Here is a 26,632-nt window from a genome sequence, read left to right as displayed (position 1 = left end):
TTAGTGTCGCACGTTCGCACGATGTTCTGATTTGAAATGCGGGAAGTGGGCTGATCTCGTTGGTACAGTTGGGTGGGCTCGAACCACCGATCTCCTGTTCCACAGCAAGGTCCCGCCTAGTTATTCTCTGTTGATCTCGGTTGCATTTCGTCCGAAAATAAAGCCATGACAATGGGTTGCCTGTTGCTTGGTGTTGCAGCCTGTTGCGCCTATATAGGGTCTGACTTTACATAATCCTTCCATAAAGGGCGGAGGGTCGGACGTGGTAAAAAGCGCCGCGCAGGCAGCCGTAACAGGCGAGGACGGCACGCCGGGTATCTCCCGCAGCGCTGCTGAGAAGATCGAGTTCACCAAAGCCCGACTCGACGAACTACTGCGGAACGGGCGTCCGCAACGTCAAAAAGCGATCTGGGACACCAAGCAGGACGGTTTGTGTGTGCTGGTCTCGCGCGGACCCAAGCACAAGCGACAGGCCACCCTCACCTTTCGCGTGGCGTATTATTTGACGGATCACCCCGGCAAACCACGATATGTATCGCTAGGTCGGTATCCTGATGCTTTCCCTACCTTCAACATCGAGGACGTGCGCGCCGCAGCAGCAAACATCCGCAGTCAAGCCCGACAGGGCAGCGACCCGCGAAAGCCGAAGCTCAAGACTGACGGATTCAAGGAAACCGTTGATCTGTTCATCTCGGATCATCTCAAGACCACCCGCACCTACGCCGAGGCTGTGCGGATTCTGCATTGTTACGTTCTACCGGAATGGGCCGACAAGAAGACCGAGGACATCACCAAGACCGACGTCAAGGCTTTGCTGACCAAGATCGCGTGCGGACAAATCAAGAGCATCGACAAGCAGGGCAAGAGTGTGAGGCTAGGCACGCCAGCAATGGCGCGGGCAACCCGGACGCAATTACAAAGCCTGTTCAATTGGTACGTGGATGAATATGGCACTGACGCGTTCCGCTCGCCTATCGTCAAAAGCCGCAAGACAAAGGAATGGCGACCGGCCGACCGCGAACGTGTTCTCACCGACGACGAGATTCGCGCCATGTGGATCGCGTGCGAGGACATGGGTGCCTATGGTGCAGCGGTCCAGTCCGCGCTCCTCATGGCGCAGCGCTTCCGCAAGGTCGGCAACATGCGCCGTTGCGACTTGAAGGATCACATTCGCATCCAAGGGCACATGGAGGCGGGCCAGTGGATCGAAGATCAGGACATCGGGCACGTCTGGGACGCCGCGCGTCCCAACGATCCCAAGAATAAGCAAGTGTCCGCCGTGCCGTTGCCACCACTGGCGCGCGAAATCATCGCTGGCGTGCCGATCCCCGACGTCGATAGAGGCAAGGCGGAAGACTTCGTTTTCACCACTACCGGCACCGGTCCGCTAAAGGGCTGGAGCAAATACAAAGCGAGGCTAGACAGGAAAATACTGGCCTCGCTGCGTCAGTGGGCCAAACAACGCGGCGACGATCCCGAACAGGTGACGTTTGATCCGTGGCAGCACCGCGATCTGCGCCGGACGGCGCGCACGCTTATGGCGCGCATCGGCGTTGACGACAGGGTGGCCGAACTCTGTCTTGGTCACATCCAGCCGGGGGTAGAGAAAATCTATAACCGCTATACTTACCTGTCTGAGAAACGCGAGGCTTTCGCAAAACTGGCCGATTTCGTCGACCGGATCGTCAATCCACCCAAAGACAATGTGGTGCCGTTGCGACGCCAAGAGGAAGAACGGTAATGACAAAGAGCAAAGAGCCGACGCCAAACAGCAACACCAAGTCGAAGCCGCTACCCGACAAGCTTCCCCCGAATTGCGTGGACAAGACAGCCGAAGCACTTGGAACGGTGTTTGGCATCGTTGGAGTCAACGTGCCCGCGACCAAACCGAAAGATTCTAAGCAGCGTTAGGCGAACTTCGACTGGTAACCTCCAATGCTCTTTCTCGTCGTTGCCGGGCTGTCACGGTTGAAGCAAGGCGAGGTTTGCTGTCCTAAGTTACCGAAGTAAAAACAAGAGCGGCAATCATACCTCCAAAAGTCAGAACAACCCCGGCCACAAGCATTGGCACGAGGCTGGCACCGGAACGTGGATTCGCCTGATCGATGGCAGAGTCTTTGGTATTTATTCGATCTTGCTCGACGGTATTCATTGGAAATCCCTTCTCGGCCCTCTACGGACCGGCCGGTGGCTTGAATGCAAAGAGAGGAAGCGATCCGGCACCCTCATGAGCGTCGAGTGCCGGATCGCTGGGATTGAAATCCCTCAGTCTACAGCGAGGGGAGGAACTCGCGACCCTCGCTATAAGCAAACACTACACCCCTCAAAAGAAATATCAAGGATATATCTTTAGAACTTTTGTAGCGTCGCGCCGATCCTTCTTCCTCATTCAGCAGCGACAAAGCCGCCCCATTTCCAAATGCGAACCATAACCGTGTCTTCCGGGTTTGCAGCGCGAGGCAAAGGCGTTTGATCCGGCCCCAACCTTGCTCGTGATAGCCACGTTCGAAGAGAGGGAAGCACAGGCATGAAAACAACATTCAAGACGACGAAAGACAAGTGGGCTTCTCGACTTTCTCAAAATGGGGATCAACAACGGGATGCTGGAGACGGTGCCCTACTTCCGTCACGTCGAACATGAGGGGAGGCTCGTCCATGATGGCGTGGCGTTCTGTGACGAAGAAGGCAAGCTGAAAAGCCTGCCCTACAATCAGGACGCCACCGAGCAATGGGAGTACTCCCTGATGCATCAGGGACGCGCTCTAGCCGGTCTGGACTTTCTGGTTGGTCCTGTGATCGTTGTGTGGGGCGACAAGGACTTCATGGGGGCGCTTTAAGATGCTAGAAAGGGTTCGAGCATGACCGCCAAAAAGCTTGAAACTCATGACTCAGATAACACCCGACGTAGTAAGAAAAAACAGGTCCGCTGTTACTACTCTCACTTTGGTTTTGTCTCTTGTGTTTTTTGGTCTCCTTATAATCCTCATTCCGGGAAATGAAGCGCCGCCCACCACCACGGCCGCGAGCGCGACCACCCAACAGAGTGGCGATACCAGCGCGACTACCGCCGCACCGGATGCACAAGACGACACAATCGATCACAAAAGAATCGCGGCGATGATCGATGCCATGGACGACATGGGCTCAGACGAACAAGCCATCGTTGTCGTCGACCTTTTGGCCTATAATGACAAATGCCATCCGCTGGACAAGACCACGCTGAGCTTTGCGACCGCCCTCTCCGAGAATGCATCTGATTACGATTACGCGCTCTGGACGCGGATGGAGCAGAAGCGACTCAAGGGCATGGAAAACGGGGCTTTGTTTTGTGTTCATATCGAACCTACGATCGACACCTTCAACAGAATGGTAGATAGCAAACTCCGGTGCACTGGTACTGGGCGTTCGATAAGCCGCAGTTGCTGATCGGTCTCGGTACCGGTGCCTCGTTGTGCGGCGAGATCGGCATTGCTGCGGCACGTCTGAACTGCGTCTCAAATGAGGTTGCCGCAAGATAAAGACTGGAACAGAAAAACGCGCGGCATCATGCGCTTGCCACGCGCGTTCAATCTCAAATTCCCTCGCGTCCATGGTGGCAAAGTTCCATAAATGGCACCGAATGGAACCCTCCGATCCTCGATTCCCCTGTTTTGGCGACAGAAGCCCGTCCATGCGTTTTGAGAGCCAACCGCGCTAAGGTACTGGAAACCGACAAGAATCTCTGTCGAGCCATCGTCGGGCGATTTAAGCGCCTTCCCCGGTCAGGAGGTGGACGCTCCTCCCGATTCCAATGGAACTTCGCCCGAACCGGGCTGGAATCCGGAATACCGAGTTCCCGGTTCCCATTTCACTCGGCTGCCGCCATGGTCAGCGCGGGTGTAGGTTCGAGGCTGAGCAAGGCCATTGGCGAGGTTCCCGAACGGCGGTGCGCTTCAAGCCGTTCAGCAAGGCGGCGCACACCCAAGCCTCTTCCTCATGTTCGAGCGTCTGTAGATTTGCGCCCTCAGAGCGACGATAGATCGCTTGGCACTTCACCGAATACCTTCAACAAAACAGCGTCCCCGAACTCGCCGCCGATATGTCCCTCAGTCCGCGCGAGCCTTTCGGCGCGCATGATGGCTGCGCTTGCGCTCGTGCATTCAACCGCTTCGCGCGGCTCAGGACCGTCTTCGCCCATGCCGAACGGGAGTGCCACGTGATAAGTTACATCGACCATTATGCGGTCACCTGAAATGACCGGCCACGATCCAGGCAAACACGATCACCCGGCGCGGCGTGAGGCACGGAAGATTTAATACCTATTCGGGATAACGGTGATGGGCTGGCGCTGTGGCGTTCAGCCGTACAGGCGATCCGGGTAGCGCAGGGCTGCAACCCATCCAGCCCGTTGAATGATCCTCCGATCACGCAACGGCAGGCGACCGAAGTCGCGTTCATTTCTTCCGCTTGATCGGGCCGTCGTTCGGTCTTCATGCCGCTATTCCGTCTTGACCGGGCACGATACATGTTCTTATTTTGTTCTGATGGAGTCAAGCGGTCCTAAACGACGTTTTCCCCCGCCCTGGCAAGTCTTCCGGGATGGGGCGGGACCGTTCGTAATCAGTGACGCCAAGGGCGTGCCGCTCGCATACGTGCCGTTCCGCGACGATCTTCAAGGCATCGGCTTCGCGCATAACCATCTGACATCCGATGAGGCGCGGCGCATTGCCAACGGCATCGCCCGGTTGCCCGAGTTCTTGATGCAGCGGAAGGACTTTCACCAACGCGGCAGTGGACAATACCGGTGGCGAAGCTCGCGGCCGTATCATGTCGCGCTTGAAGACGGCTACATTCGCGCGCATTGGGGATTCATCGAAGCGGTTTGCAAAATGAATAGCATCCCGTTTGACGGGACCGGCGAACGCATTCAACGCGACGGTACATGGTGCGTTTACGAGTTCGCAGTTCAGCTAGACGCGATTCAATTTTGGGACCGCTTCGACGGGCGATGGCTTCGCGGCGAAGAGTTCATTTATCCAGATCGACCGAAGGGCTTGCCGAAGCTTCAGGAGCCAGTTGATATGTTCAAGTTTGGAAGACGACCAGCAGGAAGATAGCCCGTCGGCTGGAGATTTATCGATGCGGTTTGCAAAATAAACAGCCTTAATTTTTAGCTCAGGCGAAGAACCAGAAACTTGCCGAGAGCCCATTAACTGCACGTTAGAATCATTGGTCCAAGGTGCTTCAATGGCGTACCCGGTCGGGTGCGGCGATACAGGCTGGCCGCAGGTACCCAATGACGATCCACCTGGTCGACCAAAGCGCCTCACGGCAATCGTTTCTGGCGCGTTGGTGCCGCGTCCCGGCTAACACTGACGCTCCATCGGTTCTGTCGAAAAAAGCGATCATGCTTGATTTGGCCGAGCGTCTCTTTATCGCTGCGTTATTTAGTCATTTCGTATACGTTGTTCTACTTAGCTTCGCAGGCTTGCCCGACTTCACTAGGACGTTGCTTGTCATCTCTGAAACGATTCCGTTTCTCCTTATTCTGATACGCCGCCCCTCAATGACGCTCTCGGAAAGGCCGTCAGACTGGCTATTCGGCCTGGCGGGAACGTCCGCACCCCTGCTTATTGTACCGGCGCTTGAAAACCCATTGATCGCGCCCTCTCTTTGCTTTGCAATCGTCATCTCAGGGATGTTTCTTCAGCTTTCGGGAAAACTAATCCTGGGTTTCAGTTTTGGAATAGTCGCTGCGAATCGAGGCGTGAAGGTAAGCGGACCTTATCGCTTCATTCGTCATCCAATTTATGCCGGATACACCATCACACATGTCGGGCTGCTACTGGCGATACCGTCCCTATTAAACGCAATCCTCTATGCAAGCGCGCTCGCACTTCAAATCGTCCGAATTTTACGTGAAGAGCGCATCTTATGTCAGGATCAACAGTATCGCGATTTTGCGGCGCACGTTCGCTACCGGCTATTGCCCGGAGTTTTTTAGGAGTTGGTTCATTGAAGCGGCTATGAAGGACCTCTTTTGCGTCTCGAATGCCCGGATTCCCTTATGCTATCGCACACACACCTTCCGCTCTAGCGGGACATACCCACGATGAAATGCCCCTAGATTGGCCGGGTCCCGGTGCATCTTGGATAGCGTGAACATCCCCAAAATGGCCTACCTGCGTTGGAGCCTCGACGCGCGGTCCGCCGTACCATCGGATTGCCACAGCGCGGACAAGAGACTGCATGCGGCTGTGCTGGCGCGGGCGGCGCCTGTGTCCCGGAAGTAAATGTTGTTCCAAAGTTCGATGGCCGTCCGCCACGCTGGAAGGTTGAAACAGGTGGCACAGTCAGAGGGACGACGTTAGGGCGCGATGGTACCGGACATCCGACATGCGACAGGTCTGCCTCTGCCTGAGCCAATTGCCGGGTCAGCCTGGCCAGTTCAGGATCGTTGCTTGTCTTCCACCGTTCAAATCCCTGAGCTTCCTGACGAAACTCCCCGACCAGTTTCTTGAGACGCTCCTCGAGACCCTGCTGCTTCGTGATGATCTCGTTCTGCGCCTTCTGAATGTTGCGCTTATCTTCCGGCGTATGGGCGCTATGGAATTGGAATTTTGCTTCTACCCGCCGAATCCATGCAGCGATGGTGGGAGCTTTGACCGGTCCGATGCCGTGAACCTGTTGCACATCGCGCCGCTTGGCATCGAACGCGGTGGTGAATCCATAGGACGCCAGTTGTGCAATGTCGCTTGAATTGACCTTGGGGATGCGTGCGCCGCGGATCGTGAATTGTGAGAGGTGATCGTCTAGCTGTTTCTCTCGCCTGTGTTTCTCATAGTCGTTGCGGATATTCCCAAAGGCCGATGCGAGTTGCTTGAACTCATCAATAGCATCCAGCGCTTCCGCCTTCTTTCGGAGTACCCGTTCAATCGGAGAGGACCGTTGAAGCTGCTCGACATGCGACGATAACGCGCTTGCGTACTCCCTGTGTTCAGAGTGGAAGCCGTCCGCCAGGGATGGAGATCGGAACACAAGCCAGCCACCAAAGCCTGCAATGCCCAAGGAGACGAGTCCCGGAACGCCGGAAGCGAGCGCGTAAGCCGCACCCAACATGATGCCGATCCCGGCAATTTTGGTGAGCGGAGCAAACCTCTTTTTGGAAAGAGCTTCAATCGCGGCCTGACTTGGCGTGGTGGCGCCCGGAACCTGCGGAACTGGGACGGATATGTAAGGTGGGATCGCGACGCCGTTGATTGCAGATAGGAGCGCAGGAATATCCAGGATAAACCCTGCGGCCGGGTCTAAACGACCATTCGGCACGTGGACGTTGGAGAGGTCCGTATCCAGAAACAGAGGACGCCCATATTCGCTCTCCATCCGGCACCACGGGCACTCCTTGGCGTTCCGGGCATAACGATGGAGTTTATTGCGACTGCAAACCCGCAGTGCGGATTCCAGTTCACCAAGAGCCCCGACCCATGCCGATACGGGGTCAAACTTCGGCGCCGATTGACAGTTCACCGGCCCGTCTTCGAGCCGTCGAAGTTCAGACCGGCGTTGCCATCCGGTTTTATGGTCCGCAATCGTAGGACCGATTTCGCCGCCACAGTGCGAGTTTCGAAACCGACTCTTAAAGAAAGCCTCGATAACATCGGGACAGGTCTCGGGGTTGTGGCTGAATTTCCCTGTGTGATCTCGAGGCCAAGACTCGGGCTAGGTGTTCTCAGCGCCTACCCGAGTCGCTTTTTTCCCCGCACGAGTTTAGGCGAAATTTACCGTTTTCCCGCGAACGCAACGGTCACCTGTACTTTCACTGATCGAATTAACGACGGCGCAACTGCTTGGCTTTAGGGTTCTCCGCGAGGTCCCGGCTATGGTGACCCGAGACTATCAACCTTGGAGCCTACCCCAATGAAGAATCTTGTTGCACGTTTTGTGAAGGATGAGTCGGGTGCCACTGCGATCGAGTACGGACTCATCGCGGCTGGTATCGCCGTTGCGATCATCACAGCTGTTCAGCTGGTCGGAACCAATGTCGCTGGAACCTTCAAAAAGGTTTCAGACGCCCTTCCTCAATAATAAGCTCAAAACGAGTTTGAAGTGTTAAAACCCCGGCTCCTCGCGGCCGGGGTTTTACGTTTCAGCCGTTCAAACAGAGCGCGGCGACAACATCGGAATCCTGATGAGGCGGATTTTGCAGCCGCTTCCATGACCGCCGCTTTGGTCGTGGAAGCCAACGCAAATATCAACAAGCTCGTCGAGTTTGGTTGTCACGAGTCCTCTGCGCGGACGTTTCCCCGCGAGCGGGTTTTGGATTTGCGGCGTTGTGAACTTTGCTCCTCCTCGTCGAGCAAAGTGGTCGCGAGCAATCCGGCATAAAGGCGTGCGAGGCTTGAGCCGGTTTTGATCTGTTCGACGAGCCCGTCAAGCAGCAACGCTCGTTTTTGTGTATCGCGAGACTGCGTTGCTGTGCGAGGTGTATGAGATTCACGAGACTGCGTTGTGTTAGCCTTGCGAGGCTCACGCGATTCCGGAGTGCGAGGTTTGTAGGTGAAACGATCACGATCCCGGTTTTTGGTTTTCATGCTTCCCTCCGTTTTATTTTTTCCGTCGAGTCGAGGTTGAATGTTTCTCAACCGAATCCGAATCGAAGTTGTCCCAAGCCAAACAAAGAAGAAAAAAACAAAGAAGTCCGCCTCGCGTACTCTTCTGATTTTTTCTTTTTCTCTATGAATTTGTTTCGCTATGAATCTGTTTCTTATAATCTATTTCATATAGAGGCCAATTACTCTCGTTAGATCAATAACTTGCGTTGATTTTGTGGCCAGCAGAGCGCACTCGTTGGCCAGCAGAGCGCACGTGGAATCCAGCAGAGCGCACACTCGGACAGTTTTCTGGCCAGCAGAGCGCACATTTCGATTTACTCTCGTAGGCGGGCAAAGGCGCGTTTCAAATCGCTGAGAGGAGCTGGCAAGTCGCGCCGCTTGCTTTCACGCATTTCTTGTTCACGCATGTCTTGCTCTGCGAGCGCGCGTTTTAGCTTGTCGCGAGTAGTCTCGTGATTCTGATCCTCGATTGCCTCAACGCTTCTTCGTGCTGTGATCGGGCGTGGGCGCGCTATGCGCTTCTTCCGCCTTGTGATCGAAGGCTTGCTCTCTGCCGGATTATCATCATACGTTCTCGGCACTGCTTGGAATCGAATTTGCATGCCGTCGATTTCTTCGACAGCGTACCGCATTGGCAGCGATGCTGCCGACCTGCCTAGACGCCGATCCATTTCGCGAGAGACGGCAAGCGAGGCAAGAAAGTCATTTACTCCGTTGATAGCGCGAGAGAGGCCGCGTTTCCAATGCGGCTTCTCGGGATCAAGCCCGATCAATTTCGTCAAGAACCTCACGTTTATCGCTCTGCGATTCCGACCGGCGGAGACAACGCCCCTGCAAAACATGAACAGCGCGAGCGCAGGCGCTGATTTTAGCGGCAGAACGCTCGGCACAAGCGCAAACGGCGGCGCAAGCCACTCTCCGCAAACCCGCAGTTGAAGCTCGCCAGAGGACAATTCTTCCCAGCCAGCCAACAGTGCAGACTTTTTTTGATCGCCTACCAGAACGGCCTTCGCGAGCGCGCGCAAGGCGTCTGGCAAGGCTTCGCGATTCGACGAATTGCGCGATACGCTGGCGCTGGCCAACAAACCAGTTATGCTCAAGATTAGAATGATCTCGTCGGGCGGAGCCGCGCGCCTGAGATCGCGCAACGCTTTCTTGTAGCCGTGCTCGCCCGTCCATTTCACGACCTTCGCGAGCGGCAACGGTGTGCGAGGGTCGTTGTGCTTACTGCCCTCCAACTCGTAGAGGCTTTTTATTGCCTTCGGAAAAACGTGCTGTCGTGTTGGCGCTCTCGTCTTTTGCTCGTCGGAAAGAAGCTCGAGTAGCTCGTCGTCTTCGTTCTCCGAAAGGAGATTATTGGCACCTTCGAGCCGTTTCTTGCGACGGCGATTGCGATTCACTTCGCGCCAGCCCGCGAGAAACTTGTCGTGTAATTCGCGTTCACGCTTCATCGCATCGGCTCCGGCTTCGAGCGCTCGTCGTCTGTTCTCTTGATCGACTTGAAGGCGCGCTTCGGCCAAGATTCCGCCCGCAATCGCCATATCGAATGGCGTCCATCGGCCTTTGAGCGGTCGCTGCGCCGAACAAATTGGGGGTCGACGCAGCACGTCGCGAGGCAGGGCAAAAAAGAGGGGCTTTCCAGAGCTTGCGGTCATGCGTCACCTCCGGGTGAGGCGACGTGCCGCTGCTCAAAAACCTGTGCGACCTGCTCCTCGGTCAGCCCGCGAAGGCTGCCGATTTGCTTGAACCTCGGCAGCAGACCGTTTTTTTCCCAACGCCAAATGGTTTCGCGACGGACGCCGAAGAGTTCGGCGAGCCGATTTACACGATAAAATTTAAACGGATTGGGATCGTGCCAACCGGCCGCCGTTTGTCGCGTAGCGCGGTCCGCGTTGTTCTCGTTTGGAGGGGCGCGTGAAGCACGATCAGGCCCACGCGAAACCGATTTAGATTGAGGCTTAATTTTAGGCATGCGCACACCGTCCTTTTACAGGACTGCGGCTGATGGGAGAGATCAGCCTTGTTGGTGCGTTTGCCGTCGCCGCCGCGACCTGAGTGCTCGTCTAACCGTGGCGGCTTGTCCAAAGCCCAGAGCGGCCGAGCGCCCTAAATTTAGTCGATCTGCCAGCACTTGCAACCGGCCCAATGCGGACAGTTACGCTGGGCAACAGGTCCTAACCCCTGCCACCCTGTCCTTCCATAAACTTTACATAAGTCGGCACGGACAGTTTTGTCCGCAAACCACAAAATGCAAGTTATGCCGATTTTTAAGGGGTTTCTAGGTGGTACAGTTGGGTGGGCTCGAACCACCGACCTCCTGTTCCACAGACAGGCGCTCTAACCAACTGAGCTACAACTGCATCCTGCTCGCACCCGGAAAAACGGGGCTACGAACGGGGCGGAAACTAGGTGCAACGCCCTGCTTTGGCAAGGCCGCAGCGACCCGTTATCGCGAAGCCGGCCGCTCAAGTCATCCCCGCCAAAACCCGTGACCCTCGGCTCGGCTCCTGCACAGAATCGAGGGCGTTCGGCGCACCGGATCCAGCACAGACGACGCCGAAACAGCAAAACCCGGACCGACCGGTCCGGGTTTGTCGCGGGTCGCGAACGATCCGTTCGATCAGGCTGCCGGCCGGAACAGCTTCGACGCGCCGGTCCTGATCGGCGCGGCGGTGTCAGTCGCGATCTTCTGGGTCAGTTCGGCCAGCTCCCTAGCCTGAGTTGCAAATATCTCGACCTGTTTGCGGGTATGGGTGCTCCATACTTCAGTCGCATCGGACAGCGACTTCACACCGACCAACTCCTGCAGAAAATCGAATCCGGCGTTGGTGTTGGCCTGACCGAAGTCGAGCACCTTGGCGGAATAGGCGTGCGCGCCCTTGCTGGCAGCGTTGAACACGGCCTCAATGGTGCCGTTGCCGCTCTGCGCGGCTTCCTTGAATTTCGCGTAGTTGTCGCGGGCCTGCGAGACGCCTTTTTCGGCGAATGCACGCACCTGCTCAGGGAATTCGAACGGATCGGTCGTGTTGGCCATGGCATATGTCCTTTGCAACGGGTGAAACCGGTGTGACCCCGCACGGCCATTCGCCTGGAATACGGCTGGATCGTCGGAGCGGATCACGGATGTCCGAATCCTGGGATCTTCGACCCAAGTCTCCGGCAGGCATCTCCTATACGTATATCATGACAATTTTGTGCAATGCAATATATTATTGCGTTGCAAACGTCTTTCTTGAGATTCGAAAGGGCGGCTCGAAGGGAATCTCGAAACGCTCGGTTTCGTCCGTGGCGCGGCTTCAGCTTTTGGGCTTTGCTGCTTCCATGGCGGCCTGGCCCATGCTTTGCCCTATTTCGCTGGCCTGCTCGGTCAGCGCCTTCATCTGACTCTGCACATATTCGGTGTGCAGCCGCATTACCTCGGGGAGATCCGTGGCGCGGAGGAGCTTCTCGGCGTAGTCCAGCGATGCGATCATGTTCTGCTGGGCGAAGGAAATCGCCTTGCTGCTGATGTCCCGAACGCTGCTGCGAACCGCCTCGTTGCGCCCCTCGATCGAACTGACGGTCTGCTGGGCTCCACTGAGAAAACTCTCGAAAGCCTTGCGCGCCTGCTCGAAACCGGCTTCGGCCATCGACCGCATGTCATTCGGAATCTCGAAACGCTCACGCCATTCATCGCTCATGGTTGCCACTCCCTGTTGCATGCCCTCGCGCTGGTTCCTTTCACGGCTTCCTATCGTGGACCTGTGGTTTCCTTTTGCAACACCTCAACGTGCCACAGGCCGCGGAGGTCCACGACCGCCCACCAAATTAAGGTTATCCGGGCTTTAGCGGGGATTACGGAGTACGAGCCGTGGACCTCAGCCGGGCCGGACGCGATACTAACGAACTGTTAGGAATATCGTACCTGAAGGCCGGCATCCGCAGCGGCGGCAGGCAACAACCAGAGATGTCGAACGCACGTTGTCAATGAACAGCGCCGATTTCCAGTTGCAGGGCGTAGCCGATCCGCGGCTGGCCGTTCACGCGGCAGGCGCGCTGCCTGCGTGGCTGTGGTCGCTCGACGGCGCCCGCATTTTATGGGTCAATCCGGTCGGCGGCTCCGTATTCGGTGCCGCCAACGCCTCCGCGCTCGCATCGCGAGACTTCGGTCCCGCGGATCCGCACCGGCGTCAGGTGTCGCGACTGGCGGATCGGCTGCCGCCAACGGGCGCGGTGCGACTTGAACGCCTGCGCGGCTTTGGCGCCGCGCTCGGCGGCCTCGTCACTTGCGCTTGCGCGCGGCTGGATTTCTCCGACGGCGGCAGCGGCATCCTCATCACCTGTGTGGAGCCGGCGGGCGGCGGCATGCCGCTGATCGAACGCTTGCAACGACTGGTGGACGGCGTCGAGACGCCGATCGCCGTGTTCGCGCAGGACGGCCGATTGGTCGGCGCCAGCGAGGCCGCGCAGCCGCTGCTCGGCTTTGGCAGTCTGGCCGAGGCAGAGCTGGATGGTTTACGCAACGACGCGTTGCGCGACGGCCGCGCCGAGACCTCGATAGGACCAGCGCACATGGTGCTGCAACGTGTCGGCAGCGGCAACGACGTCGGACTCGTCGCCCTGTTGACGCCGCAAGCCGCAGGTCGCTCCGCCCCACCTCACCCGCCACCGTTGCCTGAACCGCGATCCGAACCACCGTCACAGAACGAGGCGGCCGTTCCGCCGACGCAAGCCGTCGAGTGGGCTGGACATCCCGTCGACGCGCGGTCCGAGCCGGACGAGAACCCGTCGCACGATCCCTTGCAGCAGATACGCCGCCATCCTCTGCGCTTCATGTGGCGGATGGATGCCGAGGGCCGCTTCTCGCTCGGCTCCGACGAATTCACACGCGTGATAGGCATGCGAACCGCCGCGGGGTTTGGCCGGTTGTGGAGCGAGATCACCGATGTGCTCGGAATAGATCCTGACGGCCGTGTTGCGAAAGCGGTCGCCACCCGCGACACCTGGAGCGGCATCACGCTGCTTTGGCCGGTCGACGGCTCCGACGCGCGTTTGCCCGTCGAACTGTCAGGGCTGCCGAGCTACGATCGCGCACGCAATTTCGCAGGCTATCGTGGCTTCGGCGTCTGCCGTGATCACGAAGGTTTGGCGCGGCTTGCAGCGCATCGGCGTCACGAATTTTTGTTCAGTAAGACCTCCCATTCGCTGCCGGCCAGCACCTCAACGTCTCCCGACGCAGCGCCCGCCGCTCCCGAATCCGTGCAACAGCCAGCAGAACCGGACCCCGCCGTGGAAACGCCCAAGAATGTCCTGCCGTTCAGGTCTTCGGCCGACATGAAACCGCCTTCGCTCACCCCTGTCGAGAACAACGCCTTCAACGAGTTGGCGCGCCAGCTCTCGGCGCGGCTGGAGGGCGAGCCGGACGCCGCCGCGCCCGACGCTGTCGCCGAACAGCCGGTTGCGCCGGAACCGCTCCCGGAATCACCCGATATCACCGGACCGCAGGCGAACGAATTGTTTTTGCCCGAACCTACACCGCGGGCTGAGAGCGCGCCTCCGTCGCAGAACGACAGCGCGCGCGACAGACAGGTGCTGGACCTGCTCCCGAGCGGCGTGATGATCTACCGGTTCGACCGCGTACTTTACGCCAACCCGGCCTTTCTTGTGCAGGTCGGCTACGACAGCATGCATGCGCTGGAACAGGCAGGTGGGCTCGATGCTCTGTTGGTCGAATCCGGCATGCCCGCTGCCGACAGCCCATCAGGCACCGGCTCTCCCGTCACCATTTCAGCCACGCCACCGACAGGCGAACGACCGCAGCCGGTCGCCGCATATCTGTTCGCAATTGTCTGGGAGGACGAGCCCGCCCACGCCCTGATCTGCGATCCCAACGCCTCGACGACGCCTACAGCCGCACCGTCTGCCGTGGGCCATGCCACCGCCGAGGAACTCGGCGCCATTCTCGACACCACAGCCGAAGGCATCCTGATGTTCGACGAGGGCGGACGCATCACCGCCTGCAACCGCAGCGCCGAAGCGCTGTTCGGTCACTCCGGCGACAGTCTCACGCAGCTTAATCTCGCCGATCTCTTCGCACCGGAAAGCCAGGGCGCGGTGCGCGATTATCTCAACGGACTTGCGGGCGACGGCGTCGCAAGCCTGCTTGATCACGGGCGCGAGGTGTTGGGCCGCGTGCGCGAGGGCGGCTTGATCCCGCTCTCGATGACGATGGGTCGGACGCAGGCCGATGGCCCCAACTTCTTCGCCGTGTTCCGCGACCTGTCGCAGGCCAGGAAGATCGAGACCGAGCTGTCGCAGGCGCGACGGCAGGCCGATCGCGCGGCAACCGCCAAGGCCGACGTGCTGGCGCGGATCAGCCACGAAATCCGAACGCCGTTGAATTCCATTATCGGCTTTGCGGAGGTGATGATCGACGAGAAATTCGGCTCACTCGGCAACGAACGCTACGTCGAATACATGAAGGACATCCGCAGCTCCGGCCAACGCATCATCGCATTCATCGACGACCTGCTCGACCTGTCGCGGATCGAAACCGGCAAACTCGATCTCGCCTTCGTCAACCAGAACCTCAACGAACTGGTCGAGCAATGCGTCGCGGTGATGCAGCCGCAGGCCAATCGCGAGCGCATCATCATCCGCACCTCGCTCGCGCACACGCTGCCGCCGGTGGTGGCAGACGCGGGCGCGCTACGCCAGATCGCGCTCAACCTGATCGGAAACTCGATCCATCTCGCCAACGCCGGCGGCCAGGTCATCGTCTCGACGGCGGTCAACGATTTCGGTGACGTGGCGCTGCGCGTGCGCGACACCGGGCACGGACTCAACGACAACGAGGTGGCCGCGGCGACAGAGCCGTTCCGCACGCGGGCGCCGAGCGATCAGGCCTCGGAGAGCGCGGGCGTCAGCCTATCGCTCACCAAAGCGCTGGTGGAAGCCAATCGCGCGCAGTTTCACATCAGGACCGGGCCGCATTCCGGCACGCTGATCGAGGTGGTGTTTGCGCAAGCGAAGGCGCTGGCTTCGGAATAGCAATGCCGACACGCTAGTATGGAACCCGCTGATATGACGGTCATCCAGGATCGCTGGCCTCTGACATATCTGTGGCTTATAGTTGTGTGAGCTGGTCACGGGAGCCCGGATGTCGACGTTCTCAGGCAAAAGTAGTCTGGTTTTAGCAGCCGTGCTCTGCCTGAGCTGGTCCGCGGCACGCGCCCAGAGCGAGCCCGTGAAATACTGGATTCCATTTGGACCGTTCGGCTTTGGCGGCGGTGCGACTCAGTCTACCGGCGTGGAAACATACGGCGACGTTCCAAGCTTTGACGCCGGACAAGCCGACAAGAGCGGATTTTCTGTCCGAGCCTACAGCGCCCCCGTCGGCCCGTTCGCAGGCTTCGGTTGGAACAGCATCGGTGGCGCATTCGGCAATTTCGGTTCGCTGTCTTATGACAGCACACAGGTCGGCTACAGCTTCAAAGGCGCGGGCAATATGCCTGTGACGGTGTTCGGCGGTGTCGATACCCTGAAATACGGCCCGGACGCCTTCAACACGATCATGTCCTTCAGCCCCAGTGCCGGCACGACAGCCGCCTATGGTGTCCACGCGGGCGTCGAGATCCGGCCGACGTCAAACCTCAGCCTGTCGTTCTCGGCCGGCTACACCCAGCAGCAATCCGGTGTTGGAGACGGCGACATCAGCTCGAGCCTCCTGCCCCGAGAACTCGGCGGACGGCGCTAGACTTGAAGATGAGCACGGCGTCGCCGTTGCGCTTCAAGCGTTCTTCAGCGCAACGCGAAATTCGCCTTCGGTCTTCGTCTTGACCTCGTCCAGCGTGGCGCCGTCGGCGAGTTCAACCAACACCATGCCGTCCTTGCCGTGCTTGTCGATGGTGAACACCGCAAGATCGGTCACGACCATATCGACGACCTTTTCGCCGGTCAGCGGCAACGTGCACTGCTTGAGCAGCTTGGGGCCGTCCTTGGCGGAATGCTCCATCACCACGACGACACGCTTGACGCCGGCGACGATATCCATCGCACCGCCCATGCCCTTGACCATCTTGCCGGGGATCATCCAGTTGGCGAGATCGCCGTTCTGCGCCACCTGCATCGCGCCGAGGATGGACAGGTCGATATGGCCGCCGCGCACCATGCCGAACGAGTCGGCTGAGGAGAAATAGCTGGTGGTCGGGAGTTCGCTCACCGTCTGCTTGCCGGCGTTGATGAGGTCGGGATCCTCCTCCCCCTCATAGGGAAACGGACCCATGCCGAGCATGCCGTTCTCGCTCTGGAGCTGAACGTCGATCCCGTCAGGGATGAAGTTCGACACCAGCGTCGGGATACCGATGCCAAGATTGACGTAATAGCCGTCGCGCAATTCCTTGGCGGCACGCGCCGCCATCTGCTCGCGGGTCCAGGCCATGGGACTCTCCTGTCATATTCTTCTTGTCATCGCGAGGAACTCAAGGGCGACGCGCAGTGTCGTCCCGACCGCGATGAAGCAAACCGGTCTTGTTTCCCCGGGATCATGCCGCCGGACGCGGACGGGTGTTACGGAATTCGATGCGCTTCCTTGCGGTGCCTACCTCAACGATACGCTTGACGAAGATCCCGGGTGTATGGATGTGATCGGGATCGATCTCGCCTGCGGGCACCAGATGTTCGACTTCGGCGACGGTGACCTTCGCCGCAGTCGCCATCATCGGATTGAAGTTCCGCGCGGTCTTGCGATAGACCAGATTGCCGGCGGTGTCGCCCTTCCAGGCGTGAACGATGGCGAGATCGGCGAACAGCCCGCGCTCCATCAGATATTTCTCGCCGTCGAACTCTCTCACTTCTTTGCCTTCGGCAATCAGGGTGCCGACGCCAGTCCTGGTGTAGAACGCCGGAATGCCGGCGCCGCCCGCGCGGATGCGCTCCGCCAGCGTGCCCTGCGGATTGAATTCAAGTTCAAGTTCACCGGCGAGATATTGCTGGGCGAACAGCTTGTTCTCGCCGACATAGGACGAGATCATCTTCTTGATCTGCCGCGTCTCGAGCAGACGGCTCAAGCCGATGCCGTCGACACCGGCGTTGTTGGATACGACCGTGAGATTCTTGACGCCGGAGTCGCGGATCGCATCGGCCAGCGTCTCCGCGATACCGCACAGTCCGAAGCCGCCGGACATGATCATCATGCCGTCCCTCAGGATGCCGTCGAGGGCCAATTGGGCGTCGGGGTAAACCTTGTTCATGAGGTGCGACCTGAAAGAGGAAGGTGCCGCTTACCAGCGCGCTCCGGGCACGGTCAATGGCGAGTATTAGGCAAAATCCGTGCGGTGCGTCAATTGGATGTGTGGTCGTCCTCGTGAAGTGAATTTGACCACAGGCGGCCTTGAAAGCGTCAAGAAAACCAATCAAGTTGCGGCGCGTCCGACCGGTGCCCGACCGCTCGGCGAGCGTCAACCAACCCGGATATGTCATTGACGATGGCCCGAGGAATGAAGCGCCTGGGAATATCGGTCGCGGCAATTCTGGGAGTTGCGCTGATCGGGTTGACCGGGCTGATTGCGATGTCGCGGCTGCTTGACCGCGATGCCCTACGTGAGGCGGTAGAAGCGCAGATCAGCGCCGTGACGGGCCTCGACTTCGTCGCCGGTGGCCGCATCGACGTCTCGGTTTTTCCCGGCAGCTATGTTTCGTTCCATGATGTCCGCATCAAGGGCAGCGACGCCGATGCTCCCGTGCTCAGCGTGGACGTGCTCACCGCCAATCTGCGCCTGCTTCCGCTCTTGATGCAGCGCTTCCAGATCGCCGACGTCATGATGCTGCGCCCTCACATCCGCGTGACGCGCACCGCGGACGGCCAAAGCAACTGGACCCCGTTCGTGGAAACGATTGCGCGATCCATGAAGCCCGGAGCCGACAGCCCGGTCTCGTTCTCGGAAATCCGGATCCAGGATGGCGAGCTCAGCTATGAGGACACCGCCAATCAGGTCTCCGAGAACCTCGGCGACATCGACCTGTCGCTGGCATGGCCCTCGATCTCCCGCTCGTTCGCCGCGACCGGACAGTTCGACTGGCGCGGTGAACGTGTCGACGGCAGCATCAGCCTCAGCGATTTTCTGGCCGCACTGTCCGGCGAACGGTCCGGCCTGAAGGTCAAGGTTGCCAGCGCGCCGCTAAAATTCGCGTTCGAGGGCACGGTCGCGAACCCGATCAGCCTGATGATGGAAGGCACGCTTGCCGCCGACAGCACCTCGTTGCGCGAGGCGTTGGGCTGGATCGGACAGCCTCCGCCTGGTAGCGGCGGGTTCGGCCGCTTCGCGCTCAAGGCACGCGCCAGTGTGATCGGCGCGTCGATCGCGCTGACCAACGTCAACATCGAGCTCGACGGTAATGTCGCCGAAGGCGTGTTGACCTACGCCAACAACGGACGGCAGACCCTGCAGGCAACGCTGGCCGCCGGCGCGGTCGATTTCACGCCCTATGTCCAGACGATTCGCCTGCTCGCCAGCGGCGCTCGCGACTGGAACCGACAGTTGTTCGATCTGAATGCATTGTCCGCCACCGACCTCGACATGCGGCTTTCGGCGGCGAAGGTCACCGTCGGCTCGACCAGGCTCGGCAAAACCGCACTCGGCGCCAACCTTCGCAACGGAACGCTGGCGCTCAGCATCGGCGAAGCGCAAATCTATGACGGGATCGCCAAAGGATCGTTTGGCATCTCGCGCGCCGATGCGGCCGCCGAGGTGAAGGCGCAGTTTCAGCTCACCGACGTCGATCTGCAAGCCTGCGCCAGCGATTTGTTCGGCACCGGCAAGCTCTCCGGGCGCGGCAATGTGAATGTTTCGCTCGAGGCCAAAGGTTCGAGCCCGTTCGGACTGGCGCAGTCGCTCGACGGGACAGCGACCCTGACCGGGCACGACGGCGCCATCAGCGGGTTCAACGTCGAGCAACTGCTGAAGCGGCTGGAGCGCCGGCCACTCTCCGGCGGTGGAAATTTTCGCAATGGCAAGACGCCGTTCGACACACTGAACATCGCCCTCAGTTTCAACGACGGCATCGCAGTCGCGACCGATGTGCGCGTCGAAGGGCCGGCAGCGCGTCTCGTCCTCACCGGCACCGCCTCGGTGCCTGCGCGCGACTACGACCTCAAGGGCATCGCAAGCCTGACGCCGGCGGCGAATGCTGACAATTTCGACCTGCCGTTCGTGATCCAGGGACCGTGGGATGATCCGCTGGTCTTTCCCGATCCGGAAAGCCTGATCCGCCGGTCCAAAGCGTCGGCGCCGCTGCTCGATGCGGTCAAGGACCGCAAGGCGCGTGACACGGTGCGTTCGGTGATCGAGCATCTGACCGACCAGAAAGCGGTTCCCGAGGCGGCCGCTCCACCCGTCCCGGCAGAATCCGAAACGCCGCGCATGAACTGACGAATGTTGCTTCATCACACGCACGTTCCTTCGAGCCTTTCGTTTCTGATAGAAACAGAAGCGGCTCTATGATTGTGATTTGACGCGTTTTCTTCACGCGAAATCGGTACCCGCCTCGCTCGAAAACGCTAATAGCCGCACTTACAACGGCGCGGCGCTCTCGCCCTGCCGACTCGATAATTTAGAAGCCAGCGATGCCGCAATGATGACGGTTGCGATCAATCCGATAATCAATGTGCAGATCGCGTTGATCTCGGGCTTCACGCCGAGGCGCACCTCCGAATAGATCCGGATCGGCAGCGTCGTCGAGCCGGGTCCGGTGGTAAAACTCGCAATCACCAGATCGTCCAACGATAACGCAAAGGCCAGCATCCAGCCCGCGGCAATCGACGGCAGGATCAGCGGCAGCGTCACGCTGACGAACGCCCGCAGCGGATCGCAGCCGAGATCCATCGCGGCCTCCTCAAGACTTCGATCAAGCGATCCGAGTCGCGACTGCACCACCACGGCGACGAAGCACATGGTCAGCGTGGTATGCGCGATCGTGACCGTCCAGAACCCGCGCTCCGCATCGACCGCAACGAACAGCAGCAGCAAGGACAGCCCGGTGATCACCTCGGGCATCACCAGCGGCGCGTACAGCATTCCGGAGAATAACGTGCGTCCCCGGAAGCTTTCACCGCGCGTCAGGGCAACTGCGGCGAGCGTGCCGAGGATGGTGGCTGCCGTGGCCGAGACCGCGCCGACTCGCAGGCTCATCGCGGCCGCGGACAGCATCGCCGCATCGTTGAAAAATTCGAAGTACCAGCGCAGCGACCACCCGCCCCACACCGTTACCAGCCGCGACGCGTTGAACGAATAGATCACGAGAACGACGATCGGCAGGTACAGAAACGCCAGCCCGAGCGTGAGCGACGTGACGTTGAACGGCGACAGTCCGGCGAGTGCGGGCTTTGCCATCACCGCCTCCCTTCGAGCTGGCGGCGCTGCAGCCGATCATAGACGAGAAGCGGCGCCAACAGCAGCACCAGCATCACGACGGCGATCGCCGAGGCCACCGGCCAATCGCGGTTGGTGAAGAACTCCAGCCACAGGGTTTGCCCGATCATCGGCGAATTCGATCCCGCCAGCAGATCCGGAATCACAAACTCACCGACGATCGGGATGAAGCACAGCAGCGCGCCCGCGCCGACACCCGGCAGCGACAGTGGAAACGTCACCAGCCAGAACGTCGTCAGCCGCGAACTGCCGAGATCGGCGGCAGCCTCCAGCAGAGCGGAATCGATTTTGGCCAGCGCCGCGTAGAGCGGCAGGATCATGAACGGCAGGTAGGAATAGACGATTCCGACATACATCGCGGTGTCGGTGGACAGCCACACCACCGGCGTCGACACCAGATGCAATGCCAGCAGCGTCTTGTTGAGGATGCCGTCGTGCTGGAGGATGTTGATCCACGCATAGACGCGGATCAAAAACGACGTCCAGAACGGCACAATCACCAGGATCATCGCGATCGGTTGCCACCGCGTCGGCAGTCGCGACATGCCGTAGGCGACGGGATAGCCGATCGCGAACAGGATCGCCGTCGATATCAAAGCGACTGTGATGCTTCGCAGGTAGGACAGGATGTAGAGATGATCCGACGCGAGCAGCCTGAAATTCTCCAGCGACAGCGCCGAGAATGCCGCCTTGATGGCGGCCATGCCCTCAGCCGGATCGAACACCGGCAGATAGGGCGGCTGCGAAATTGCCGTATGAGACAGGCTGATCTTGAGCACGAAGCCGAACGGCAACAGGAAGAACAGCAACATCCAGAGAAACGGCGCGACCGACGCCCTACGGGCCGGAACCGAGAAAAGACGTCGCCCGCTCATCGGTCGAGCACCACGCAATCATCCGGCGCGAACCACGCCACCACGCGCTGCGCGGTGTCATAGGCGTCGAGGTCGAGCCGCGCCGTGTTGGCGACCGACGCGTTTAGCAGCGCGCCACAGTCGAGCCTGACCTGATAGCGGGTCTGACCGCCGAGATAGCTGATGCCGGCGACGACGCCTTCCAGGCGGTTGATCTCCGTCGCATGAGCCGCATCCGCTGCCGGCTCGCGCTGCGACAAGCGAACCTTCTCCGGACGGATCGCAACGCAGACCTGGTCTGTCGCCAACGTCTGCGAGGGCGCCGCAGCGGTCACGCGCCCTGCATCCCGCGTCGCGACCGTCACTCGGCCGGCGTCGCGCGATTCGACCTTGCCATCGATGATATTGATACCGCCGACGAACTCGGCAACCCAGCGCGAATTCGGCACCTCATAGAGCTGCCGCGGCGTCGCCACCTGTTCCAGACGCCCGGAGTTCATGACCCCGATGCGATCCGCCATCGTCATCGCTTCTTCCTGATCGTGGGTGACGATGATGAAAGTCATGCCAAGTTGGCGCTGCAGCCGCATCAGTTCGGCTTGAGTGTTCTCGCGCAGCTTTTTGTCGAGCGCCGCGAGCGGCTCGTCGAGCAGCAGCAACCGCGGACGCCGCGCCAGCGCGCGCGCCAGCGCCACACGCTGCCTCTGGCCGCCCGAGAGTTGGTCGGGTTTACGCCTGTCCATGTCCTCGAGCTTCACCAGCGCGACCATTTCTGCGACGCGGCTCGTGATTTCCTCGCGCGGCAGGCCCGCACGTTTCAACCCGAACGCGATGTTGTCCCGCACGCTGAGATGAGGAAACAGCGCATAGTTCTGGAACATCATGTTGACTGGACGCTGATGCGGCGGAACGCCGGCGATGTCCTGGCCATCAAGAAGGATACGCCCCGCATCCGGCGTCTCGAAACCCGCCAGCATCCGCAACAAAGTGGTCTTGCCGCAGCCGCTCGGCCCAAGCAGTGCGAAAAATTCGCCCGCTTTGATGTCGAGCGACAGCCGGTCAACCGCGGTAAATTCGCCGAAGCGCTTGACCACCGCATCGATCTGCAACAGCGGCGTGTCGGCCGGCAGGGCCGCATCGGGGATTTGCCTCGCGTCGTTAGTCATTCTATCCCGTCTCGTTTCGCGATGAAGGCCAGTGATCCGATTCCAGCAATCACATCCAGTTCAGCGAGTCTCCTTGCGAACGCCCAAATCAAACGACCTCCGGCAATACACGTTGCCGGCGGAGATTTGGATGCGACATTCAGGTGCGGGGGATTGCGCCCAAGTGAGCAGCGAATGTCAAATCCGCCGCTCTACTCGTGACAGACAGGCTGCCTCCCGCAGCAGGACCCCGCCACGACATTTCGTCGCGGACTGGGTGTCAGCCGGCCTTGCGAGACAACGCTTCGGGAGCTTGGGTAATGCGCCCGATCAGGGACGCGTACTGCGCGATCGGTGCCGGTCGGCCGATGAAATAGCCTTGAACCGCATCGCAGCCTTCGTCGGCCAGAAAACCAAGCTGCTCCGCCGTCTCGACCCCCTCCGCGAGGATTGACACGTTGAGGCCGTGGCCGAGGCCGATAACCGCCCGGACGATCGCCGCGGACTGCGGATTGCATCCGAGGTACATGACGAACGCACGGTCGATCTTGATCTTGTCGAACGGGAATGCCTGGAAATAGCTTAGCGACGAATAGCCACTGCCGAAATCGTCCATCGAGACGAACACCCAGCGCCTTCAGCCGTCGCAACAGCGCCAAGCTGCGCTCAAAATCCTCGATCAGCACGCCTTCGGTGATCTCCAGTTCCAACCGGCTTGGATTGAGACCGGTTTCCAGCAGAATCGAATGAACGAGGCCGACCAGATCGCCGTGAACGAACTGCACCGGCGACAGGTTGACCGATATCTGCTTCGGGTTTGGCCAGGACGCGGCTTCCCGACACGCTTCGCGCAGAATCCACTCGCCCATTGCCACGATCAGGCCGCTCTCCTCGGCGAGCGGAATGAAATCGCCGGGCGGAACGAAACCGCGGGTCGGATGAATCCATCGCGCCAGCGCCTCAAAGCCGGTCACATCGCCTTCAACGAGTTTGCGGCCCGTACGTACCTGCGGCTGATAGTGCAGCAACAATTCGCCGTTCCGGATGGCATTCGACAGTTCCTGATGCAACGCGCGGCGATCGCGGATCTGCCGATCCATGTCCGGTTCGAAAACGCTGATCGAGCCGCGCGATTTCTGCTTGGCTCGAAACAGGGCTACGCCGGCATTGGCGAGCAGCGAGGCCGGGTCGGTGCCATCGCGCGGAAACAGCGAAATACCCGTAGTGAAGCCTGTTCGGATCGACTTTCCATCGATCAGAAATTCCGGCGCCATTGCCTCGGCGAGTTGTTTGGCGAGCGCCTGGCCGGCGGCCGGTTGCTCGCCATCGATGATCACACCGAATTCGTCGCCGTTGAGCCGTGCGACGAAGCCGCCGTGCGCCGCGTCCTGAATGCGGTGCGCCACCTCGATCAGCACCTTGTCGCCGACCGCCTGGCCGAACACATCGTTGATCTCCTTGAGGCCGGCGAGATCGAGCGAGAGCACTGCGAACTCCTCGCCCGTGCCCTCGCACGCCTCGATCATCTGCGATAGCGCTTTCAGGAACGCGGTGCGGTTCGGCAGGTCGGTCAGCCCGTCGTGATAAGCCATGTGCACCATGCGCGACTCGGTCTGGCGGCGATCGGTCACATCTTCATGCGTCTTGATCAGATATTGCGGTTCGCCGTCGTCAGCGGTCACCGTAACGCGGCGGGTCAGGAACAGCCGCAACCCCTCGCTGGTGCTGATCGGGTGTTGGGTCAAGAAGCCGCCGTTTCCAATCGCCGTTTCGTCGCGGGCGAGGATCAGCTTCGCTTCACGCGGATCGAAGATATCAGATGCAGTCAGCCCGATGACGTCCTCGCGGCGGCGGTTGAGAATAGCCTCAGCGCGCCGGTTGGCGAGCAGGTAATGGCCGTCGCTGGCGCACTGGACGATCAGCGACACCGGAATGTTGTCTACGACGGTTTCGAGGAACTTCTTTGTTTTTTCCAGTTCGCGCGACAGCGATTTGCGCTCGAATGCATGTCTGCGCAGACGCGATCGCCTGACCCTGCGCAGCCAGGACGTCGCCCGGATGGTGGCCGCCGCCAGAAAGCAAACTGCAATAAAGCCGCCGACAAGAATTTGCCGGGCCACGCCGGCATCAGCCCCCGCAACACCGTGCGGTGAAATAACGGCCACAGCCCACGCATCCGCAGGAGCCGCTGCGACAACCGTGTATATGAGCCCTACTGCAGCAACGACGCGGTTGCCACCTGCCTGCCAATTCTTGCCAGTCATCGCCCACCCGAGATCTACCGGGCGAGTGTCTGGCCCAAGGGGTTTGAATCAGGTAAAAACTTACCCCTGCGATCGGAAAATGCGGCTTGCATTGCACAATTGGTCTCTCATGATTAATGCCCTGCTAACGGGAGACCGGGAACGCAAGTTGCACCGGTACGCTGCGAGGGTAATGAGAGCGGACTCTCTCACCGCAAAACGTCCTCACTGCAATCCGAAACCGATCCATGGACAAGGTTGAGTGCGTCATCATCGGTGCTGGCGTGGTCGGGCTTGCGATCGCGCGCAAGCTCGCGCGATCCGGCCGCGAGGTCATCGTCCTCGAAACCGCGGAAGCGATCGGAACGGCAACATCGTCGCGCAGCAGTGAGGTGATTCACGCCGGCATCTACTATCCCGCCGGCAGTCTGATGGCGCGGATGTGCGTCAGCGGCCGACACGCACTTTACGCGTATTGCCGCGAGTACGACATTCCACACCAAAACTGCGGCAAGCTGATCGTCGCGACGACGGAGCAGGAGGTCGGCAAGTTGCAGGCTATCAGGGCGCGCGCGGAGGCCAATGGCGTCGAAGGCATGCAATCCTTAAGCGGCGGCGAAGCCCGCGCGCTTGAGCCGGCGCTTCAATGCGCTGCCGCGCTGCTGTCTCCATCAACGGGCATTATCGACAGCCACGCCTTTATGCTGGCGTTGCGCGGCGATGCCGAACTGGATGGCGCGGCGTTCGCTTTTCTGACGCCGCTATTGCGCGCCAAGGCGACGCCAAACGGGCTGGAAATTGAAACCGGCGGCGAAACGCCGATGACGCTCGCTTGCGATCTGCTGGTCAATGCTGCCGGCCTTGGCGCTCCGGCGGTGGCGCGGAGCATCGAAGGCATGCCCGTGGATCGAATTCCGCCGGCTTACCTCGCCAAGGGAAACTATTTCAGTTGCAGCGTCCGCACACCATTTTCACGCCTGATCTATCCGGTTCCGGAGCCCGGCGGCCTCGGCGTGCATCTCACGCTGGATCTCGCGGGACAGGCCCGCTTCGGTCCCGACGTGGAATGGATCGACGCCCCGGACTATGACGTCGACCCGACGCGGGCGGCGCGGTTTTACCCGGCGATCCGGCGCTACTGGCCCGACCTGCCCGACGGCGCCCTGTTCCCGGCCTATTCTGGGATCCGGCCGAAGATCGTGCCGCCGGCAGTTGCGGCGCAGGATTTCATGATCGAGGGGCCCTCCGACCACGGCGTGGCCGGCCTGATAAACCTGTTCGGAATTGAATCGCCCGGCCTGACGGCATCACTTGCGATCGCGGACCACGTCGCCGCGCTGGCCGGGAGGTAGCCCGACAAAGCCGGACGCCGTGCGCCGGACGCGAACCGGC

At 60.0% G+C, this 26,632-nt stretch carries 24 protein-coding genes, 1 tRNA gene and 1 pseudogene; 11 read left to right on the top strand and 15 right to left on the bottom strand.

Annotation, left to right across the window (positions count from 1 at the left end; all coding sequences use genetic code 11):
* The first annotated feature begins 262 nt into the window (after positions 1-262).
* Both ACSZOQ_RS03880 and ACSZOQ_RS03875 read left to right on the top strand, forming a co-directional pair.
* The gene (locus tag ACSZOQ_RS03880) at positions 263-1,741 is read left to right on the top strand and encodes a tyrosine-type recombinase/integrase (protein ID WP_439924717.1); all 1,479 of its coding nucleotides are present in this window, start codon (positions 263-265) and stop codon (positions 1,739-1,741) included.
* The gene (locus tag ACSZOQ_RS03875) at positions 1,741-1,911 is read left to right on the top strand and encodes a hypothetical protein (protein ID WP_439924716.1); all 171 of its coding nucleotides are present in this window, start codon (positions 1,741-1,743) and stop codon (positions 1,909-1,911) included. Before ACSZOQ_RS03880 ends, ACSZOQ_RS03875 begins: the two co-directional genes overlap by 1 nt.
* A gap of 82 nt (positions 1,912-1,993) precedes the next feature.
* On the opposite strand, the gene ACSZOQ_RS03870 is transcribed toward ACSZOQ_RS03875, so the two are convergent.
* Complete coding sequence (locus tag ACSZOQ_RS03870) at positions 1,994-2,152, bottom strand: hypothetical protein (RefSeq protein WP_439924715.1); 159 nt, start codon at positions 2,150-2,152, stop codon at positions 1,994-1,996.
* A 460-nt stretch (positions 2,153-2,612) separates the two neighbouring features.
* Between ACSZOQ_RS03870 and ACSZOQ_RS03865 the strand changes: the two genes are divergently transcribed.
* Positions 2,613-2,837, top strand: coding sequence for a hypothetical protein (locus ACSZOQ_RS03865; protein WP_439924714.1), 225 nt, complete (start codon positions 2,613-2,615; stop codon positions 2,835-2,837).
* Positions 2,838-2,943: 106 nt separating this feature from the next.
* Positions 2,944-3,426, top strand: coding sequence for a hypothetical protein (locus ACSZOQ_RS03860; RefSeq protein WP_439924713.1), 483 nt, complete (start codon positions 2,944-2,946; stop codon positions 3,424-3,426).
* A gap of 577 nt (positions 3,427-4,003) precedes the next feature.
* Here the strand turns inward: ACSZOQ_RS03860 and ACSZOQ_RS03855 are convergent.
* Positions 4,004-4,216 carry a hypothetical protein gene (locus tag ACSZOQ_RS03855; protein WP_439924712.1) on the bottom strand — a complete coding sequence of 71 codons (213 nt, stop codon included), beginning with the start codon at positions 4,214-4,216 and terminating at the stop codon, positions 4,004-4,006.
* A 271-nt stretch (positions 4,217-4,487) separates the two neighbouring features.
* On the opposite strand from ACSZOQ_RS03855, the gene ACSZOQ_RS03850 reads away from it, so the two are divergent.
* The gene (locus ACSZOQ_RS03850) at positions 4,488-5,096 is read left to right on the top strand and encodes a hypothetical protein (protein ID WP_439924711.1); all 609 of its coding nucleotides are present in this window, start codon (positions 4,488-4,490) and stop codon (positions 5,094-5,096) included.
* Positions 5,097-5,275: 179 nt separating this feature from the next.
* Positions 5,276-5,983, top strand: a complete 708-nt coding sequence (locus ACSZOQ_RS03845) for a methyltransferase family protein (protein WP_439924710.1) — start codon at positions 5,276-5,278, stop codon at positions 5,981-5,983.
* Between the two features lie 119 nt (positions 5,984-6,102).
* Here the strand turns inward: ACSZOQ_RS03845 and ACSZOQ_RS03840 are convergent, their stop codons facing one another.
* Positions 6,103-7,362 (bottom strand): topoisomerase DNA-binding C4 zinc finger domain-containing protein, encoded by a 1,260-nt coding sequence (locus ACSZOQ_RS03840; RefSeq protein ID WP_439924709.1) that lies wholly within the window; start codon positions 7,360-7,362, stop codon positions 6,103-6,105.
* 534 nt (positions 7,363-7,896) lie between these two features.
* Here ACSZOQ_RS03840 and ACSZOQ_RS03835 point away from each other — a divergent pair.
* Positions 7,897-8,064 carry a Flp family type IVb pilin gene (locus ACSZOQ_RS03835; RefSeq protein ID WP_439924708.1) on the top strand — a complete coding sequence of 56 codons (168 nt, stop codon included), beginning with the start codon at positions 7,897-7,899 and terminating at the stop codon, positions 8,062-8,064.
* A gap of 191 nt (positions 8,065-8,255) precedes the next feature.
* On the opposite strand, the gene ACSZOQ_RS03830 is transcribed toward ACSZOQ_RS03835, so the two are convergent.
* The 6 genes from ACSZOQ_RS03830 to ACSZOQ_RS03805 all read right to left on the bottom strand — a co-directional run bounded on the left by ACSZOQ_RS03830 (position 8,256) and on the right by ACSZOQ_RS03805 (position 12,271).
* Positions 8,256-8,570, bottom strand: a complete 315-nt coding sequence (locus ACSZOQ_RS03830) for a hypothetical protein (protein ID WP_439924707.1) — start codon at positions 8,568-8,570, stop codon at positions 8,256-8,258.
* 335 nt (positions 8,571-8,905) lie between these two features.
* A complete protein-coding gene (locus ACSZOQ_RS03825; protein WP_439924706.1) occupies positions 8,906-10,246 on the bottom strand; it encodes a hypothetical protein in 1,341 nt (446 codons plus the stop codon).
* Positions 10,243-10,563, bottom strand: a complete 321-nt coding sequence (locus tag ACSZOQ_RS03820; RefSeq protein WP_439924705.1) for a helix-turn-helix transcriptional regulator — start codon at positions 10,561-10,563, stop codon at positions 10,243-10,245. Before ACSZOQ_RS03820 ends, ACSZOQ_RS03825 begins: the two co-directional genes overlap by 4 nt.
* A gap of 311 nt (positions 10,564-10,874) precedes the next feature.
* Positions 10,875-10,951 (bottom strand) — tRNA-His (locus ACSZOQ_RS03815).
* A gap of 260 nt (positions 10,952-11,211) precedes the next feature.
* Positions 11,212-11,625, bottom strand: a complete 414-nt coding sequence (locus ACSZOQ_RS03810) for a phasin (protein ID WP_439924704.1) — start codon at positions 11,623-11,625, stop codon at positions 11,212-11,214.
* A 262-nt stretch (positions 11,626-11,887) separates the two neighbouring features.
* Positions 11,888-12,271: a phasin gene (locus tag ACSZOQ_RS03805; protein ID WP_439924703.1), complete on the bottom strand. Its 384-nt coding sequence runs from the start codon at positions 12,269-12,271 to the stop codon at positions 11,888-11,890.
* A gap of 286 nt (positions 12,272-12,557) precedes the next feature.
* Here ACSZOQ_RS03805 and ACSZOQ_RS03800 point away from each other — a divergent pair, with 286 nt between their 5' ends.
* Together ACSZOQ_RS03800 and ACSZOQ_RS03795 are read left to right on the top strand one after the other, a co-directional pair.
* On the top strand, positions 12,558-15,620 hold the full coding sequence (locus ACSZOQ_RS03800; RefSeq protein ID WP_439924702.1) for a PAS domain-containing protein: 3,063 nt from the start codon (positions 12,558-12,560) through the stop codon (positions 15,618-15,620).
* 109 nt (positions 15,621-15,729) lie between these two features.
* Positions 15,730-16,326, top strand: a complete 597-nt coding sequence (locus ACSZOQ_RS03795) for a hypothetical protein (RefSeq protein ID WP_439924701.1) — start codon at positions 15,730-15,732, stop codon at positions 16,324-16,326.
* 33 nt (positions 16,327-16,359) lie between these two features.
* On the opposite strand, the gene ACSZOQ_RS03790 is transcribed toward ACSZOQ_RS03795, so the two are convergent.
* Together ACSZOQ_RS03790 and ACSZOQ_RS03785 are read right to left on the bottom strand one after the other, a co-directional pair.
* The gene (locus ACSZOQ_RS03790; protein WP_439924700.1) at positions 16,360-17,010 is read right to left on the bottom strand and encodes a 3-oxoacid CoA-transferase subunit B; all 651 of its coding nucleotides are present in this window, start codon (positions 17,008-17,010) and stop codon (positions 16,360-16,362) included.
* A 103-nt stretch (positions 17,011-17,113) separates the two neighbouring features.
* Complete coding sequence (locus ACSZOQ_RS03785) at positions 17,114-17,821, bottom strand: CoA transferase subunit A (protein WP_439924699.1); 708 nt, start codon at positions 17,819-17,821, stop codon at positions 17,114-17,116.
* Between the two features lie 234 nt (positions 17,822-18,055).
* Here ACSZOQ_RS03785 and ACSZOQ_RS03780 point away from each other — a divergent pair, with 234 nt between their 5' ends.
* Entirely contained in the window at positions 18,056-19,999 is a 1,944-nt protein-coding gene (locus tag ACSZOQ_RS03780) for an AsmA family protein (RefSeq protein ID WP_439925945.1), read from the top strand.
* Positions 20,000-20,140: 141 nt separating this feature from the next.
* Here the strand turns inward: ACSZOQ_RS03780 and ACSZOQ_RS03775 are convergent, their stop codons facing one another.
* The 4 genes and pseudogenes from ACSZOQ_RS03775 to ACSZOQ_RS03760 all read right to left on the bottom strand — a co-directional run.
* Positions 20,141-20,959: an ABC transporter permease gene (locus ACSZOQ_RS03775; protein ID WP_439924698.1), complete on the bottom strand. Its 819-nt coding sequence runs from the start codon at positions 20,957-20,959 to the stop codon at positions 20,141-20,143.
* Positions 20,959-21,873, bottom strand: coding sequence for an ABC transporter permease (locus ACSZOQ_RS03770; RefSeq protein WP_439924697.1), 915 nt, complete (start codon positions 21,871-21,873; stop codon positions 20,959-20,961). The genes ACSZOQ_RS03775 and ACSZOQ_RS03770 overlap by 1 nt, the downstream gene beginning before the upstream one ends.
* On the bottom strand, positions 21,870-23,018 hold the full coding sequence (locus ACSZOQ_RS03765) for an ABC transporter ATP-binding protein (protein WP_439924696.1): 1,149 nt from the start codon (positions 23,016-23,018) through the stop codon (positions 21,870-21,872). The genes ACSZOQ_RS03770 and ACSZOQ_RS03765 overlap by 4 nt, the downstream gene beginning before the upstream one ends.
* A gap of 259 nt (positions 23,019-23,277) precedes the next feature.
* Positions 23,278-24,997 (bottom strand): annotated as a pseudogene (locus ACSZOQ_RS03760) (putative bifunctional diguanylate cyclase/phosphodiesterase); the annotation flags it as partial.
* 491 nt (positions 24,998-25,488) lie between these two features.
* On the opposite strand from ACSZOQ_RS03760, the gene ACSZOQ_RS03755 reads away from it, so the two are divergent.
* Positions 25,489-26,592 (top strand): NAD(P)/FAD-dependent oxidoreductase, encoded by a 1,104-nt coding sequence (locus tag ACSZOQ_RS03755; RefSeq protein WP_439924695.1) that lies wholly within the window; start codon positions 25,489-25,491, stop codon positions 26,590-26,592.
* The last annotated feature ends 40 nt before the right edge of the window (positions 26,593-26,632 follow it).

It is taken from the genome of Nitrobacter sp. JJSN, from assembly GCF_051912485.1.
Lineage (GTDB): Bacteria > Pseudomonadota > Alphaproteobacteria > Rhizobiales > Xanthobacteraceae > Nitrobacter.
The sequence above is the reverse complement of the archived record's forward strand: the minus strand, read 5'-3'. Positions and strand labels throughout refer to the sequence as shown.

What these genes read in the sequence shown, in the direction of transcription:
- ACSZOQ_RS03775 (WP_439924698.1), bottom strand. Translation starts at nt 20,959, where the DNA reads ATGGCAAAGCCCGCACTCGCCGGACTGTCGCCGTTCAACGTCACGTCG.
- ACSZOQ_RS03870 (WP_439924715.1), bottom strand. Translation starts at nt 2,152, where the DNA reads ATGAATACCGTCGAGCAAGATCGAATAAATACCAAAGACTCTGCCATC.
- ACSZOQ_RS03845 (WP_439924710.1), top strand. Translation starts at nt 5,276, where the DNA reads ATGACGATCCACCTGGTCGACCAAAGCGCCTCACGGCAATCGTTTCTG.
- ACSZOQ_RS03780 (WP_439925945.1), top strand. Translation starts at nt 18,056, where the DNA reads ATGGCCCGAGGAATGAAGCGCCTGGGAATATCGGTCGCGGCAATTCTG.
- ACSZOQ_RS03765 (WP_439924696.1), bottom strand. Translation starts at nt 23,018, where the DNA reads ATGACTAACGACGCGAGGCAAATCCCCGATGCGGCCCTGCCGGCCGAC.
- ACSZOQ_RS03855 (WP_439924712.1), bottom strand. Translation starts at nt 4,216, where the DNA reads ATGGTCGATGTAACTTATCACGTGGCACTCCCGTTCGGCATGGGCGAA.
- ACSZOQ_RS03805 (WP_439924703.1), bottom strand. Translation starts at nt 12,271, where the DNA reads ATGAGCGATGAATGGCGTGAGCGTTTCGAGATTCCGAATGACATGCGG.
- ACSZOQ_RS03825 (WP_439924706.1), bottom strand. Translation starts at nt 10,246, where the DNA reads ATGACCGCAAGCTCTGGAAAGCCCCTCTTTTTTGCCCTGCCTCGCGAC.
- ACSZOQ_RS03770 (WP_439924697.1), bottom strand. Translation starts at nt 21,873, where the DNA reads ATGAGCGGGCGACGTCTTTTCTCGGTTCCGGCCCGTAGGGCGTCGGTC.
- ACSZOQ_RS03835 (WP_439924708.1), top strand. Translation starts at nt 7,897, where the DNA reads ATGAAGAATCTTGTTGCACGTTTTGTGAAGGATGAGTCGGGTGCCACT.
- ACSZOQ_RS03790 (WP_439924700.1), bottom strand. Translation starts at nt 17,010, where the DNA reads ATGGCCTGGACCCGCGAGCAGATGGCGGCGCGTGCCGCCAAGGAATTG.
- ACSZOQ_RS03830 (WP_439924707.1), bottom strand. Translation starts at nt 8,570, where the DNA reads ATGAAAACCAAAAACCGGGATCGTGATCGTTTCACCTACAAACCTCGC.
- ACSZOQ_RS03875 (WP_439924716.1), top strand. Translation starts at nt 1,741, where the DNA reads ATGACAAAGAGCAAAGAGCCGACGCCAAACAGCAACACCAAGTCGAAG.
- ACSZOQ_RS03755 (WP_439924695.1), top strand. Translation starts at nt 25,489, where the DNA reads ATGGACAAGGTTGAGTGCGTCATCATCGGTGCTGGCGTGGTCGGGCTT.
- ACSZOQ_RS03810 (WP_439924704.1), bottom strand. Translation starts at nt 11,625, where the DNA reads ATGGCCAACACGACCGATCCGTTCGAATTCCCTGAGCAGGTGCGTGCA.
- ACSZOQ_RS03785 (WP_439924699.1), bottom strand. Translation starts at nt 17,821, where the DNA reads ATGAACAAGGTTTACCCCGACGCCCAATTGGCCCTCGACGGCATCCTG.
- ACSZOQ_RS03820 (WP_439924705.1), bottom strand. Translation starts at nt 10,563, where the DNA reads ATGCCTAAAATTAAGCCTCAATCTAAATCGGTTTCGCGTGGGCCTGAT.
- ACSZOQ_RS03800 (WP_439924702.1), top strand. Translation starts at nt 12,558, where the DNA reads ATGAACAGCGCCGATTTCCAGTTGCAGGGCGTAGCCGATCCGCGGCTG.
- ACSZOQ_RS03840 (WP_439924709.1), bottom strand. Translation starts at nt 7,362, where the DNA reads ATGGAGAGCGAATATGGGCGTCCTCTGTTTCTGGATACGGACCTCTCC.
- ACSZOQ_RS03795 (WP_439924701.1), top strand. Translation starts at nt 15,730, where the DNA reads ATGTCGACGTTCTCAGGCAAAAGTAGTCTGGTTTTAGCAGCCGTGCTC.